This window comes from Streptomyces luteolus, from assembly GCF_029968015.1.
In the GTDB taxonomy this organism is placed as follows: domain Bacteria; phylum Actinomycetota; class Actinomycetes; order Streptomycetales; family Streptomycetaceae; genus Streptomyces; species Streptomyces luteolus.
Genome location: NZ_JASCIS010000027.1, coordinates 32,853 through 47,059 on the forward strand (window position 1 = coordinate 32,853; position 14,207 = coordinate 47,059).

The 14,207-nt window shown below is 72.8% G+C and carries 9 protein-coding genes; 2 read left to right on the forward strand and 7 right to left on the reverse strand.

Going from position 1 to position 14,207, the window contains the following annotated elements; genetic code table 11:
- Nucleotides 1-30 precede the first annotated feature (30 nt).
- Nucleotides 31-783, reverse strand: coding sequence for an ABC transporter ATP-binding protein (locus QIT00_RS24590; protein ID WP_282537607.1), 753 nt, complete (start codon nucleotides 781-783; stop codon nucleotides 31-33).
- Nucleotides 784-949: 166 nt separating this feature from the next.
- On the reverse strand, nucleotides 950-1,888 hold the full coding sequence (locus QIT00_RS24595; protein ID WP_282537557.1) for an ABC transporter permease: 939 nt from the start codon (nucleotides 1,886-1,888) through the stop codon (nucleotides 950-952).
- Between the two features lie 122 nt (nucleotides 1,889-2,010).
- On the opposite strand from QIT00_RS24595, the gene QIT00_RS24600 reads away from it, so the two are divergent.
- Nucleotides 2,011-2,622: a TetR/AcrR family transcriptional regulator gene (locus tag QIT00_RS24600; protein WP_282537558.1), complete on the forward strand. Its 612-nt coding sequence runs from the start codon at nucleotides 2,011-2,013 to the stop codon at nucleotides 2,620-2,622.
- A 171-nt stretch (nucleotides 2,623-2,793) separates the two neighbouring features.
- Here the strand turns inward: QIT00_RS24600 and galE are convergent, their stop codons facing one another.
- The 3 genes from galE to QIT00_RS24615 form a co-directional block, all read right to left on the reverse strand.
- A complete protein-coding gene (galE, locus tag QIT00_RS24605) occupies nucleotides 2,794-3,774 on the reverse strand; it encodes a UDP-glucose 4-epimerase GalE (RefSeq protein ID WP_282537559.1) in 981 nt (326 codons plus the stop codon).
- A 229-nt stretch (nucleotides 3,775-4,003) separates the two neighbouring features.
- Entirely contained in the window at nucleotides 4,004-5,695 is a 1,692-nt protein-coding gene (locus tag QIT00_RS24610; protein ID WP_282537560.1) for a glycosyltransferase family 2 protein, read from the reverse strand.
- Nucleotides 5,696-5,713: 18 nt separating this feature from the next.
- On the reverse strand, nucleotides 5,714-6,895 hold the full coding sequence (locus QIT00_RS24615; protein WP_282537608.1) for a glycosyltransferase 87 family protein: 1,182 nt from the start codon (nucleotides 6,893-6,895) through the stop codon (nucleotides 5,714-5,716).
- A 355-nt stretch (nucleotides 6,896-7,250) separates the two neighbouring features.
- On the opposite strand from QIT00_RS24615, the gene QIT00_RS24620 reads away from it, so the two are divergent.
- On the forward strand, nucleotides 7,251-8,858 hold the full coding sequence (locus QIT00_RS24620; protein WP_282537561.1) for a glycosyltransferase family 39 protein: 1,608 nt from the start codon (nucleotides 7,251-7,253) through the stop codon (nucleotides 8,856-8,858).
- Nucleotides 8,859-9,012: 154 nt separating this feature from the next.
- Here QIT00_RS24620 and QIT00_RS24625 read toward each other — a convergent pair whose 3' ends face one another.
- Both QIT00_RS24625 and QIT00_RS24630 read right to left on the reverse strand, forming a co-directional pair.
- Nucleotides 9,013-10,620: a hypothetical protein gene (locus QIT00_RS24625; protein WP_282537562.1), complete on the reverse strand. Its 1,608-nt coding sequence runs from the start codon at nucleotides 10,618-10,620 to the stop codon at nucleotides 9,013-9,015.
- The gene (locus QIT00_RS24630) at nucleotides 10,617-14,090 is read right to left on the reverse strand and encodes a bifunctional glycosyltransferase/CDP-glycerol:glycerophosphate glycerophosphotransferase (protein WP_282537563.1); all 3,474 of its coding nucleotides are present in this window, start codon (nucleotides 14,088-14,090) and stop codon (nucleotides 10,617-10,619) included. The genes QIT00_RS24625 and QIT00_RS24630 overlap by 4 nt, the downstream gene beginning before the upstream one ends.
- Between the last annotated feature and the right edge of the window lie 117 nt (nucleotides 14,091-14,207).

Here is a 14,207-nt window from a genome sequence, read left to right on the forward strand (position 1 = left end):
GACCGGCTGTGGAGACCGGGTGCCGGGGATCTACTTCCCGGCACCCGTGAACTTCTCGTACTCCCCCAGGACTTCGGCCGTCGGGCCGTCCATGCGGAGTTCGCCGCGCTCCAGCCACAGGACGCGGTCGCAGGTGTCGCGGATGGACTTGTTGTTGTGGCTGACGAGGAAGACCGTGCCGGCGGTGGCGCGGAGTTCGCGGATGCGGGCCTCGGAGCGCTTCTGGAACTTGCGGTCGCCGGTGGCGAGGGCCTCGTCGATGAGCAGGACGTCGTGGTCCTTGGCGGCGGCGATGGAGAAGCGGAGGCGGGCCGCCATGCCGGACGAATACGTCCGCATGGGCAGGGTGATGAAGTCGCCCTTCTCGTTGATGCCGGAGAACTCCACGATCCCGTCGTACCGTTCGCGGATCTGCTCGCGCGACATTCCCATGGCGAGGCCGCCGAGCATGACGTTCCGCTCGCCGGTCAGATCGCTCATCAGGGCCGCGTTGACGCCGAGCAGCGAGGGCTGGCCGTGGGTGTAGATCCGGCCGTTCTCCGTCGGGAGGAGGCCCGCGACGGCCCTGAGCAGCGTGGACTTGCCCGAGCCGTTGGTGCCGATGAGCCCGATGGCCTCGCCCTCGTACGCGGTGAACGAGACGCCCTTGACGGCGTGCACCTCGCGCACCCCGCCCTTGCCGTGCTTCTCGCGCCGGACGATGCGGTTGAGCGCGGCGGTCGCGCTGCCGCGGCCGGCTCCGGTGCCGGTGACGCGGTAGACGATGTCGACGCCGTCCGCGATGACGGTGGGCGTGCGGTGCTCTTGGCGGGTCTCCTGGCGGGTCTCCTGCCCAGGGGGGGCGGTCTCGGTCTCCGCGGTGGCCCGGGGTGCGGGCTCGGTCTCCGTGGTGGCCCGGGGTGCGGGCTCGGTCTCCGCGGTGGCCCGGGGTGCGGGCTCGATGAGGGTGTCAGCCACGGCCGTACGTCTCCTCTGCCTTCCAGAAGTAGATGAACCCGCCGACGCAGAGGACCACGGCCCAGCCGAGCGCCAGCGCCCACATCGCCCCGATGTCGTACGGGAGTTGGCCCGCGTCGAAGCTGTCGATCAGGGCGTACCGCACCAGGTCGATGTAGACGGCCGCCGGGTTGCATTCGAGCAGGACCTTCGCGAACTCCGGCACGCCCTGTTCGGGGAGCACCTTCTTGATGCTGAACATCACGCCGGAGCCGTACATCCATGTGCGCATCACGAAGGGCATCAGCTGGGCGAGGTCGGGTGTCCGGCTGCCGAGCCGCGCCATGACGAGCGCGAGCCCGGTGTTGAACGCGAACTGCAGCGCCAGGGCCGGGACCACGAGGAACCAGGACCAGGCGGGCGGCACCCCGAAGCACAGGAGGATCACGGCGAGGGCGGCCATCGAGAACAGCAGTTGCTGGAGTTGCTGCAGACAGAGCGAGATCGGCAGGGACGCGCGGGGGAAGTGCAGGGCGCGCACCAGGCCGAGGTTGCCGGAGATCGCGCGGGTGCCGGCCATCACCGAGCTCTGCGTGAACGTGAACACGAAGACGCCGGTGACCAGGAACGGCACGAAGTCGTCGATGTCCTTGCTGGTGCCGAGCAGCAGCCCGAAGATCAAGTAGTAGACGGCGGCGTTCAGGAGCGGCGTCATCACCTGCCAGACCTGGCCGAGCTTCGCCTGGCTGTACTGCGCGGTGAGCTTGGCGGTCGCGAAGGCGGTGATGAAGTGCCGCCTGGCCCACAACTGCCGTACGTACTGGGGCAGGGAGGGGCGCGCGTTGCTGACCGAGAGCCCGTGCAGAGCGGCGAGCGCTGCGGCGTCGAGGGGGGCCTGCTCGGGTGTCTCCACGGGCGCGGGTGTCTGGGGGGTGTCCAGCGTCTGACTCACTGCCGACCGGCTCCTTACGTCGGGACCAACGTCGGGACGGACCCGTATCGTCGTCGCGTCGAGAGTAGAGCGCCGCTACGTCGGAACGCAACCGTTTCGTCGTCCCGTCCTATGCTGGTCCCATGACTGAAAGCCCCGGTGGTACCCGCCGCAGAGCCCCCGCGGGCGCCGCCGTACTCCGTGAGGATGTGACCGAGGCCATTCGCGCCGCGGTCTTCGAGGAGCTCGCCGCCGTCGGCTACGCACGGATGTCGATCGAGGGCATCGCGCGCCGCGCGGGCGTCGGCAAGACGGCGGTCTACCGCCGCTGGAAGTCCAAGCTGCACCTGGTCCTCGACCTGGTCTCGGCGGTGGCGGTGCAGGGCCTCCCGGCGCCGGACACGGGCAGCCTCGAAGGCGATCTGCGGCTGCTCTACGAGGTCACGTCGCGTGCCCTGAAGCACCCGGTGGCCGGGCAGATCATCCCGGACCTCCAGGCGGAGGCGGCCCGCAACCCGGAGATCGCCGAGGCCCTGCAGAAAGCTTTGCGTGAAGGACAGCACAGCGTGGCCAGCGGCATCGTGCAGGCCGCCGTCGCCCGCGGCGAACTACGCGCCCGCATCGACGAGGACCTCGCCCTCGACCTGGTCTCGGGCCCGCTCTACTGGCGCTCGGTCGTCGTGCGGACCGACCTGCCGAAGGGCTACCTGGGCAGGCTGGCGTCGGCCACGGCCGCGGGGCTGCGGGCGCTGTGAGGAAGTAGGGGTACGGGAGTGGGGATACGGGGGTGGGGATACGGGGGTGGGGATACGGGAGTAGGGATACGGGAGTAGGGATACGGGAGTAGGGATACGGGAAAGGGGGCGCCGGTCCTGTGACCTGGCGCCCCCTGCGTACGGCCCGAACGCGGGTCGGTTCCGGTCGCGTCAGCCGCGCGCGGCCTCCGGGTGCTGGAGCACCCAGCCCGCCCACGCCGACGTGATCATCGCGCGTACGTCGTGCCGGGACTTCCAGCCGAGCTCCGCGGAGATCCGCTCGGCCGAGGCGACGACGCGCGCCGGGTCGCCGGGGCGGCGCGGGTCGACCTGCGGGGCGATGCCGTACCCCGTCACGTCGTTGATCAGGTCGATCAGCTCGCGCACCGAAACGCCTTCGCCGCGGCCGATGTTGACCGTCAGGTCGGAGCCGGGCGCCGCGGCCAGCTTGCGGGCGGCGGCCACGTGGGCGTCGGCGAGGTCGGCCACGTGGATGTAGTCACGGACGCAGGTGCCGTCCGGGGTGTCGTAGTCGGCGCCGAAGATGCGCGGGGGCTCGCCCGCGGTGAGGCGCTCGAAGACCATCGGGACGATGTTGAACACGCCGGTGTCGGCGAGCTCGGGGGCCGCGGCGCCCGCCACGTTGAAGTACCGCAGGCAGGCCGTCGACAGGCCGTGCGCCCGGCCGACCGCGCGGACCAGCCACTCGCCCGCGAGCTTCGTCTCGCCGTACGGATTCATCGGCGTGCAGGGGGTCTCCTCGGTGACGAGGTCGACGTCAGGCATGCCGTAGACGGCGGCGGAGGAGGAGAGGACGAAGCTGGGCACGCCTCCGTCGACGACCGCTTCGAGGAGGGTGCGCAGGCCCTCGACGTTCTCGTGGTAGTAGCGCAGCGGCTGCTCCACGGACTCGCCGACCTGCTTCTTCGCCGCGAGGTGGACGACGCCGGTGATGCCGTGGTCCGCGATGACGCGGTCGAGCAGCGGCCGGTCGAGGGTGGAGCCCTGGACGAGCGGCACTCCCTCGGGGACGCGCTCGGCGAATCCGGTGGACAGGTCGTCCAGGACGGCCGCCCGCTCGCCCGCCTCGGTCATGGCGCGGACGACGTGCGCCCCGATGTAGCCGGCTCCGCCGGTGATCAGCCAGGTCATGGTCATCCTGTTCCGCGTGCGATGTTTGTGGTGGTGTGACGGTAACGTGCTGGGGTTGGCCGGGGTTCCGGTGGTCCGGTGGTCCGTCCCGTGCTGTCGACTCGGGCGCCGTCGATCGCCCTTCGGGCTCGTCCTCAATCGCCGGACGGGCTCATTTTTGATCCCCTCCCCGCCCCTTCCCGAAAGACTGCCGTCGGCTGCGGGGGCTCCGCCCCCGGACCCCCGCTCCTCAAACGCCGGAGGGGCTGGGTTTGCCCGCCGGAGGGGCTGATTTGTCCGCCGGAGGGGCTGATTTGACGCCGGACGGGCTGAGTCTGACCGAGGTCAGCAGCCGTACCGCCTTCCGTCGCAGCATGCCCGCCGCGCTTCGCGTCCCGACCGAGAGGCGTAGCGCGAGGTTGCCTGAGGCGGTGGCGTACGGGCGCGCGAGCAGTACGCCGCGGCGCGGGTGCGGGCGGGCGGTGGACCGCAGCACGTCCGCGTCCTCGACCGCGCGCACCGTCGTGTCGCGCGCCGAGCCGTCGGCGAAGCGCACCCGCGCCTTCACGTCCCACACCCCGGTGTCGAGCGCGGCCAGGTCGACCAGGAGCAGCGCGGTCCAGCGGGCCCCGTCGGACTCCGGGGACCAGGCCGCCGTGCGACGGAGTCCGCAGCGGCCGCTGTCGCGGTGGCGCAGCTCGACGTCGACGGTGGTCGGCTCGGCCGCGCCCACCCTGCCGTACAGCTCGTGCAGGCGCAGCCGGAGTGCGGATGCACGTGCGCGTGGACGCAGTTCGGCGTCGACGGCCAGCGGGAGCAGCCGCATCGGGCGGACCAGGAGGTGGTCGAGGGTCACCTGGGGCAGCTGCTCGGACCAGACGGGCGTGCCGTCGGCGGCCTGTGCGTACGGCGGGACGAGGCGGGCCGGGCCGGCCGCGACCTGCTTGAGGCGGTTCAGGTCGACGGGCTCGGGGGAGGCCAGGACGACGCGGCCGATGACCCGGCCGGGGGCGGGGGCGAGCGCGAAGTCGGCGTCGTCGAAGGTCTGCAGGTACGCGCGCGTGCTGTCCCACCAGGCGCGGCGGTACTCGGCGCTGCGCTGGTCCAGCTCCTTGGTGTACATCCGCAGGCTGTGGTCGAGGAACTTGGCGCGGGCGGCGCGGACCAGCTTCTTCTCACCGGCGTCGAGGAGGATCTCGACGACCTGGCGGTGGGCCTCGACGCGCGCCCGCCAGTTCGCGACGCCCGCCCGGTCCAGGGAGAGGGAGAGCTTCGCGGCGGCGCGGCGGACGTGCCAGATGTAGACGGTGTCGGCGACGAGCGCGAGGCGTGGGGCGGCGGCGAGCACGCGTGCGGTGAACACGAAGTCCTCGTAGACGAACCGGCCGTCGGGGAAGCGGATGCCGTGCTCGCGGAGGAAGTCGGTGCGGTAGAGCTTGTTGACGCAGAGCGTGTCGTGGACGAGCCGGGTCCGCTGCTCCGGGCGGTCGATGATCGCGGGGGAGTCGTACAGCTCGGGCTGCCAGGGGACTTCGCGGCCGGAGGGCAGTTCGCGGCGGACGCAGCGGCCGGAGGCGACCTGGGTGCCGTGCTCGGTGGCGGCGGTGAGCAGGGTGTCGACCGCGCCGGGCGGCAGGATGTCGTCGCTGTCGAGGAACATCACGTACGGCGAGGTGCAGGCGTCGATGCCGTCGTTGCGCGGGGTGCCGCAGCCGCCGCTGTTGGCGCTGCGCAGGACCAGCCGCAGGCGCGGGTCCTCGGCGGCGAGGCGGCCGAGGAGTTCCGGGCTCTCGTCGGTGGAGCAGTCGTCGACGGCTATGACCTCGCGGACCGCGGTGCCCTGGCCGAGCGCCGAGCGCACCGCGTCCGCCACATGGGCCGCGTCGTTGAATCCGATGACGACGACGCATACCTGGGCCTGCTGAGACGGAGCGCTGTTCATACGTCGGAATTTTAGCCCTTACGAGGAATTGTCCGACTGGGGGGGTTTGGTGGAAGCGGTGGGCCCGAGTGGAGGGCGGGCGGAGACCGTGGAACGCCAGAGCCCCCGCCAGGACAGCAAGACGGCCGCGACGAGCAGGACGTTCCGTACGAACAGGACGAGTGTGCCGGTCCAGGTGGAGGCCATGACGTCCTCGTACAGCAGCGGATAGCCGAGCGTGCTGACCGCCGCGGCGGCCGTGACCAGGGCCGCGGCCGGGCGCTGGCTCGTCGCGCGGGAGCTGAGGCAGACCGCGGCGAGGCCTAGCAGCCAGATGAGGTACTGCGGGCTGATCACCCGGCTCGTGACGGTGAGGACGAGCACCCCGCAGAGCGCCGCGTCGAAGGGCGTGGCCTCCGTCCAGCGCCGCGCCCGCAGCCGCCAGAGCACCAGTGCCGCGCCGCCGAGCACCGTCGCGAACAGCGAGGCGTGGGCGACGGCCGTGACGTACGGACCGGTGAACTCCACCGCGCCGAAGCGGTACTCGACGTGCAGCGGCTGTCCCGCGAGCCGCGCGAACGCGAGTGCCGTGCCGCCGACCGACTCGATCTGCACGCCCCGGCCGCCCTGTTGACGCAGGAACGCGAAAGGGTTCTCGAAGGCGGCCGCAAGGACGACGAGCAGTGCCGCGGCGGCGGCGAGGGCGGAGCCCCACGACGCGCGCGTGCTGCGCCCGCGCGGGGTGCCGAGGAGCGCGAGCGCGGGCCAGACCTTCACGAGGGCCCCGAGCGCGGCGAGCACACCGGCCGCACGAGGTCTGCGCGCCACGCACAGCAGGGCGAGCACGGCGAGCGCGGTGACCTGAACGTCGTACCGGGCGAGCGGGATGTGCAGGAGCAGCGGCAGACCGCCCACCCAGAGCGCGGCCCCGGCGAGACTGCGCCCCGGACGGCGCCCCGCGCGGGCGAGCGCGACGGCTACCGCGGCGTCCGCGAGCAGCGCCAGGGCCACGAAGCCCTGGAAGTAGCTCAGCCCGGGGAGCAGCGCGGGGGAGAGCAGCACCGGGCCCGCGGCCGGTGGGTACTGCCAGAGCGGGTCGTCGAGCGGGAATCCGCCCTCGGCCAGTACGCCGAACCAGTGGAAGTACAGCTCGTGCACCTCGCGGGCGACGCCGCCGACGCCGAGCGGGTGGCGGCCGTCCCGGGCGAGCAGGACCAGCATCACGGCACGCGTCGCCGCCCAGGCCGTGACCAGGGCCAGGGGGTGTCTCTTCGATCTTTGCGGATCAGCCCGCGGCGTCTGGCGCGGTGCATCGGCGTGCGCCCGGATCGCCCTCGTACTGGACGTACTTGGGTGATGCGGGCGTGCGGCGAGGTGCCGTGCCAGGCGTCGCGGGCCCGCAAAGATCGAAGAGACAGCCCCTGGCAGGGCGCGGACGGGGGCGCGGCGGGCGGCCGGGGGTGTGGCGGGCGGCGGCTGGAGTGTTGTGGTCATCGAGGGCAGCGTAGGTCGCACAAACCATCTGAGGCGCTGTCAATCCACAGGAACGGTGAGTTAATAGCACAAACTGTGGCGCATGCACGTCACGACTCTTCGTGCGGCCCTCGCTGCCGGACCGTCCGCCACGGCCGCCGCGCCGGGCCACGTCCGCACCGCATGGGCTGCACTCACCGCCAGGCCGGCCGCCACGGCCGTGCTCGTTCCCGCCTCCGCCATGCTCGTCCTCGGCCTCTGGGGCCTGGACCGCGAATCCATGTGGCGCGACGAAGGGGTCACCCACCAGGTGGCCACCCGCTCGCTCCCCGAGATCGTGCGGCTGCTCGGCAGCGCCGACGCCGTCCACGGCCTCTACTACCTCCTGATGCACGCCGTGCTCGCCGTGCACCCCGGCGAAGTCGCCCTGCGGCTGCCGTCGGTGCTCGCCGGCGCCGCCACCGCCGCCCTCGTCGCCGCACTCGGCGTCCGCCTCGCCCGCCCCCGCGTCGGCCTCTGGGCCGGACTCCTCTACGCGGCGACCCCGCTCACCGGGTACTACGCCCAGGAGGGTCGCAGTTACGCGCTCGTCGCCGCCGGAGTCACCGGCGCCACGCTGCTCCTCGTCCGGGCCGTGCGGCAGGGCCGGGTCAAGGACTGGTGCCTGTACGGGTCCGTCGTCACCGCGACCGTCCTGCTGCACCAGCTCGCCGCACTGATCCTGCTCGCGCACGCCGTCACGCTGCTGCTCTCCTGGAAGCGGCTCGACCGGCAGGCCTGGCGCAACTGGGCCGTCTGCGGCTGCGCCGCGCTCACCGTGCTGCTGCCGCTCGCCCGGCTCACCCTCGGCCAGAGCGAGCACACGGCCTGGCTCGCGGGTTCCGAGGAGGGCAGCTCCGCCTCCCTCCTCAAGGCCTTCGCCGGGCCGACCGAACTCGTGCTCACCGCGGCCCTGCTGCTCGCCTGCGTCTCCCTCAACTCGCCCCTGGAGCGCACCGGCCGGCTCTCGCTCAACGCGGTCGCCATGCCGATGATGGTGCTGCCGCCGCTGGTGCTCCTCGCGGCCTCGCAGTACACGCCGCTGCACCACGACCGCTACCTGTTCTTCGCCCTCGCCGGTGCGCCGCTGTGCGCCGCCGCCGGTGCCGAGCGGATCGCGCGCGGCGTACGGATGATGCGCTCCCGGCCCGGTCGCCGCTCGGGCGGCGCGGTCTTCGGGGCGGCCGTCGTCGGCCTCGCGTTCTGCTGGCAGCTGCCGCTGCACCAAGGCGACCGTACGACGGAGCAGCGGCCCGACGATCCCGCGGCGGTCGCCCAGCTCGTGGCGGAGCGCATCGGTCCGGGCGACGCGATGCTCTACCTCCCGTCCGTCGGGCGGCGCACCGCGCTCGCCTACCCGCGCGAGTTCCAGAACACCAACGACATCGCCCTCGCGCGGACCGCCGCCGCGTCGGGGACGCTGTACGGCGAGGAGACGGGCCCGGCGGAACTGCGGCGGCGGCTCGCGGACCTGGAGCATGTGTGGCTGCTCGCGGAGCCGTACGCGGCGAGTGCGGAGTGGAACCCGAAGAGCGCGACCGAGCGGGCGAAACTCACCGTCGTGAACGAGGAGTTCCTGTTGCGGGACGAGTACCAGACGCGCGGCGGGGTGCTGCGGCACTACCTCCGGCGGCCGCCGGATAAGCCGGTGGGGTGGCCGCCCGCCGAGTAGGTTGCCGTGGTCCGGGGCTCGGTCCCTGGGGCTGCGCCCCAGACCCCCATCGGCCTCCGGCCTCGTCCTCAAGCGCCGGACGGGCTGGATTGTCGGCCTCCGGCCTCGTCCTCAAGCGCCGGACGGGCTGGATTGTCGGCCTCCGGCCTCGTCCTCAAGCGCCGGACGGGCTGGATTTTCCCCGGGCCGGGCTGGATTTGCCCGGGCTGGGATCGCCAGGCACACGTGCCAGTACCTCCCCCGTCTCCGGCCCCCAAGCCACCACCACCGCCTCCCTCGGTGCGTTCTGGTCGGGGGAGAGGAGGAGCCAGCGGACGTCGTACTCGCGGACGATCGCGGCGCGTTCGGCCGGGGTCGAGTCTTCGGCGAGGTAGCGGTGTACGGCGTCCTGGCGCCGTGCCCGTTCCGGTTCCGGGAGGGACGCGTCCGGCCAGGCGGGGGCGACCAGGTTGGGGCCGTAGCCGGGCAGTGAGCGGGACGGGCGGTAGCCGTCGGTGAGGACGACCTCGCCGGGGGCGATCCGCCGCGCCGCCCACGCGTACTGCGGCCAGCGCGGCGGCTGGTCGAAGCCGATCGGGTCGACCGAGCGGGGCACCACCGCACCGCCGTGGACGAGGAAGCCGAGCGCCGTGCCGACCGCCGCCGCCTGGGCGAGGAAGCGGCGGCTCGCGGGCCACGGGCGGGGCTCGGCGAGCTCCACGGCGAGCGCGAACTGCAGCGGGACCAGGGTGAGTCCGAGGATCCGGCCGTACGTGTAGTGGCCGCTGAACCAGCCGTACGCGATGACCAGGACCTCCGCCGCGAACATCAGGGCCAGTGGGTCGCGGCGGTTCCGCTGCCACCGGAGCCAGAGCGCCGGGAGGCCGATCAGGGCCAGCCAGAAGCGGGCCTCCATCTCGGAGTAGAGCTGCTCGTGGATGCCGTCCACACTCTGGTCGCCGACGAGTGAGAACACGCTGTAGTACGGCCACACCAGCGCGACCAGAATCGCCACCGCACCGGCGAGCGCCCAACACCCCACCACGCGCGCGTGCCAGTCACGCCGCCCGCCGACGACGAAGGCGAGCACGCCGATCAGCGCCGCCACCGCCGAGATCGGGTGCACGAGCAGCACGAGGCCGCACAGCGCGCCCAGTCCCGCGTACGCCCGAGGGGAACCGCCCGAGCGCGCCAGGCGGGCCGTCAGCGCCCAGGCCCAGAAGGCGAGCCCGATCCCGAACGTCGACGGGAAGGGCAGGTGCCCCGTCAGCGACATCAGGCCCAGGTACCCGGACCACCAGGCCATCCGCGTGCCCCACAGCAGCACCATGAGGACGAGGGCGAGAACGGGCGCCCACGCGCGCGTGGTGAGGGTTTTGACGGCGCGGTTCAGGCCGGTCAGCAGGACGACCAGGTTGACCGCGCCGCTGAGCTTGACGACCTGCCAGCCCGCGAGCCCGGTGAGCTGCGCGAACGCGCCCTGGACGACGGCGTACGGCGAGTAGTACGCGCTGCCGTCGCCCGGCAGTGCCGAGGTGGGGTGGGCCGGGTCGAGGAGGTCGGTCTTGAGGCGCTCGACGACGGCCGCGTGCTGGCCGAAGTCGCAGCAGATCGGCACCCGCCAGGCGGCCGCCGAGACAAGGACCCAGAAGAGGGTGCCGTAGACCAGGTAGGGGCTCGGGCGCAGGGAGCGGCGGCCGCCGAACACAGCCGTCGCGCCCCGCACCACGCGCGCGTAGTGACGGTTTTCGGTACGCGCGGGGGCCGGGGCGGTCGTGCTCACCGCAGGAGCCTGTCCGCGACCCGGCCCGCCGCCCGGCCGTCGTCGAGGTCGCAGTACGCCTGCCGGAACGTGGCGTACGCGTCCGCGTACCGGTCCGCGACCGCGTCCAAGTCGCCGAGGGCCGCGGCGAGTTCGGCGGTGGTGCGAAGGAGCGGGCCGGGCGCGCGGCGCTCCAGGTCGACGTAGAAGCCGCGCAGGGTGTCCCGGTAGTGCTCCAGGTCCGGGGTGAGGAACAGCATCGGCCGCCCGGTGTGCGCGAAGTCGAACATCAGGGCCGAGTAGTCGGTCACCAGGACGTCCGCGACCAGGAGCAGCTCGGCGGGCTGCGGATGGTAGCTCACGTCCCGTACGAAGGGGGCGCGGGCGCCGGTGAGACGGCCGGAGGCGAGCGGGTGGCGGCGGACGAGGAGGGTGTGGTCTGCGCCCAGGGAACGCTCCAACTCGGCCGCGTCCAGGGCGGGTTCGTAGCGGAAGCGGCCGCGCGCGCGGGCGAGGTGGTCGCGGTACGTGGGGGCGTACAGGACGATGCGGCGGTCCTCGTCGAGGCCGAGTTCGGCGCGGACGCGGTCGGCGACCTTCTCGCGGTCCTCGGCGAAGAACAGGTCGTTGCGGGGCGATCCGGCCTGCAGGATCTCGCCCTCGTAGTGCAGCGCGCGGGTCATGTGCGGGATGGCGTACCGGTTCGGGGTGACCAGGACGCTCCACTGGGCGGACAGGCGCGGTAGCGCGTCGAGGTGGCCGTGGTCGGCGTAGAGCGTGTCGGTGAGGTCGGTGCCGATGCGCTTGAGCGGGGAGCCGTGCCAGGTCTGCACGACGGTCTGGCCGTCCCGGCGCTCGAACCAGTCGGGCAGGTGGTCCCCGGTGACGATGCGGCGGCAGCGGGCCAGCGCCTCGTACCACTCGGCGCTGTGCCGCTCCACGCCGCGCGCGTTAGGTGGTACGCGGGTCCGGCCGTCGTCCGTGACCCACAGGTGGTCGATCTCCACGCCGCGCCGCACCAGCTCCTCGTGGACGGCCCGCGGTGAGCCGCCGTCGAACCACAGCACCGCCTCCCGGAGCGGGAGTTCACGCTGCTGTGCGTAGTGCTCGGTACGCAGCCGCTCGCGCCGGTACGCGCCCCGCTCGGCCGGGGGAAGGACCGGGCCCGATTCGATCAGGAGCCGGTCGCCGAAGCGCCGGTCGGCGGCGTACTCGCGGCCGTCGACGCTCTGCTTGCGGGGGAGTTCGGCGCAGAGCGAGGTGAGCAGCCGCACCGGCATGCCGTCGCGCGCGTGCACCTCGCCCACGTCGGGACCCGGCGCGGTCTCCCGCAGGAACGCGTACCAGCGGCCCTCGCGCAGCGGCAGCCCGCCGTGCACCGAGGCGGGCGGGAAGGCGGCGCGGAAGCGGTCGTCGGTGCGCTCGACGGGCACGGTGACCTCGTCGCCGCGCGCGCTGTGCCGCAGCACCAGTTCCGTCTCGCCCCAACTCGCCGCCGCCAGGCTGCCCTCGACCTCCAGGACACCGTCGGCCCGCCAGCGCACGGCGTCCGCGATCGGCTGCCGGGTCAGCTCGACCACCAGCTGCCCGGTGTCGTTGGCGGTCGTGCACAGCTCGCGGCCCGCGCCCGTCGCGTACCGGCCGGGCGGCAGGTCGGTGACCGCGGCGACCGACTTCAGGGAGCCGTCGGCGAGCACCAGGTTGGCCTGCCAGCGGTCGCCGGGCCGCGGTTCGACCTCGCGGGGCGCGAGGTGCGGGGCGGGCGGTACGGCCTCCAGTTCGGGCAGCGGCACGCGCGCGGTGAAGCCGGTGCCGTCGACGGTGACCGGGCAGGTGATCTCGGTGTCGGAGTGCTTGTGCTTGAGGTGCAGGCCGGTCGGCCGGAGCCCGCCGTACAGCCGCCCGGTGAGCAGCACGTCCTCACCCACGCGCGCGTGCTGCTCGATCCGGGCCGCGTACGTCTGCACCTTGAGGACGAGCCGGCCGTTGCTGAAGGCGAGGACGAGCCGGGTGCCGTCGCCGAGGTCGCGCACCACGGACTGCGCGGCCGGGCCGTCGACGGCGCGTACGGCGGCGCGGCGGAGCTGCCCGTGACCGGCGACGACGATGCCGAGCTGCCAGTTCCCCGGCCGCCAACGGCCCCTGATCTTCAGCTTCTTCGGGTCGAGGGTCATCTCGAACCCGGAGAGGTCGTAGTCGTGCAGCCGCTGCCCGGAGTCCGCGGTGGCCTGCGGGGCGGCGACGGTCCGGGTCGGGACCGTGCGCAGCCTGCCCTTGTGCCGCGAGGACTTGAGCAGCCCGGCCTTGACCGTCTGGCCCCGGCGGGCCGCCTCCAGGTTCCGTACGTACGCGTACCCGCTGATCCGCAGCCGCCCCTGAGCGTCGAAGGAGGTCTCCGACACCCGTGCCACGACCGGCAGTTCGCGCCGCTTCAGGCGGGTGAGGGAGGAGTCGACGGCGAGCGGCGGGCCGGCCGGGGTGGGGTGGGCGGCGGTGCGGCGCAGGCGGCCGCGGACGTGGAAGGCGGTCCCGCTGTGCTGCTCGCACTCCCACAGGCCGATCAGGTCGTCGAGGCGCCGCTCGCGCACCAGCTGCCACTTGACGCGCAGCTCGACCGGCAGGTCCGCGATCACGGACGGGTCGGCCTCGTCCAGAAAGGCGCCCGTGCCATCGAGGAAGGCGGAGCGGTACTCCGGCCCGCCCATCGGCAGCCCGTCCAGGAAGTACACGAAGTCGTCGCGCAGACAGGACACGTCGTACGTGCGCTTCTGCTCGGGGAAGCGCTCGGCGAGGAAGGCGCTGACGCCTCGGCAGGCGGCGATGCGGTCGGTGACGCCCTTGACGTCGCTGCGCCGCCGGGTGATCGAGCCCTCCCGGACGCGCCAGTAGTAGACGTGCTCGCGCAGCACGTCCACGGAGGAGGCGAGGAAGTGCGCCGGGATCATCACCGGGGTGTCCTCGTAGAGCTTGCCCTCGGGGAACGTGAAGGCGTGGCGGAGCCAGAAGTCCTTGCGGAACACCTTGTTCCAGGCGACCCGGTCGGAGAGCAGGGCGGGATGGCGCGTGATGTGGGTGCGGCGGGCGGCCCTGGTGAGCCACTTGTACTGCCAGGCCTGCTGGCGGCCGCGCTCGCCCAGGCGCCACACGTTCCCGGTGGCGAAGTCGGAGCCCGTGTCGTCGAGGCTGGCGAGCATCCGTGCGTACGCGTCGTGCGGCACGATGTCGTCGCTGTCGACGAAGGTCAGATACGTGGAGTCCGGCGAGGTGTGCCGTACGCCGGTGTTGCGGGCGGCGCTGAGGCCGGCGTTCTCCTGGTGGACATACCGGAAGCGCGGGTCGTCGGCCGCGAAGGCGCGGGCGATGCGGGTGCTGCCGTCGGTGGAGCCGTCGTCGACGAGGACGACCTCGATGCCGTGCTCGGGCGCGAGGGTCTGCCGCGCGACGGAGCGCAGGCACTCCTCCAGATAGTCCTCGACGTTGTAGATGGGCACGACGACGCTGAGACGTGGCTGCGCTGATCGCACGATGAGGGGCCTTTCGCAGCGGGACACCGGAGCGCACCGCCGGGCATGACGGTGCATTTGTCCCATGTGCCCCCTCGCGTCAAT

Bases quoted from the DNA above. Each gene is read 5' to 3' on its own strand.
- QIT00_RS24600 (WP_282537558.1), top strand. From the start codon at position 2,011: ATGACTGAAAGCCCCGGTGGTACCCGCCGCAGAGCCCCCGCGGGCGCC.
- galE (WP_282537559.1), bottom strand. From the start codon at position 3,774: ATGACCTGGCTGATCACCGGCGGAGCCGGCTACATCGGGGCGCACGTC.
- QIT00_RS24610 (WP_282537560.1), bottom strand. From the start codon at position 5,695: ATGAACAGCGCTCCGTCTCAGCAGGCCCAGGTATGCGTCGTCGTCATC.
- QIT00_RS24615 (WP_282537608.1), bottom strand. From the start codon at position 6,895: ATGCTGGTCCTGCTCGCCCGGGACGGCCGCCACCCGCTCGGCGTCGGC.
- QIT00_RS24620 (WP_282537561.1), top strand. From the start codon at position 7,251: ATGCACGTCACGACTCTTCGTGCGGCCCTCGCTGCCGGACCGTCCGCC.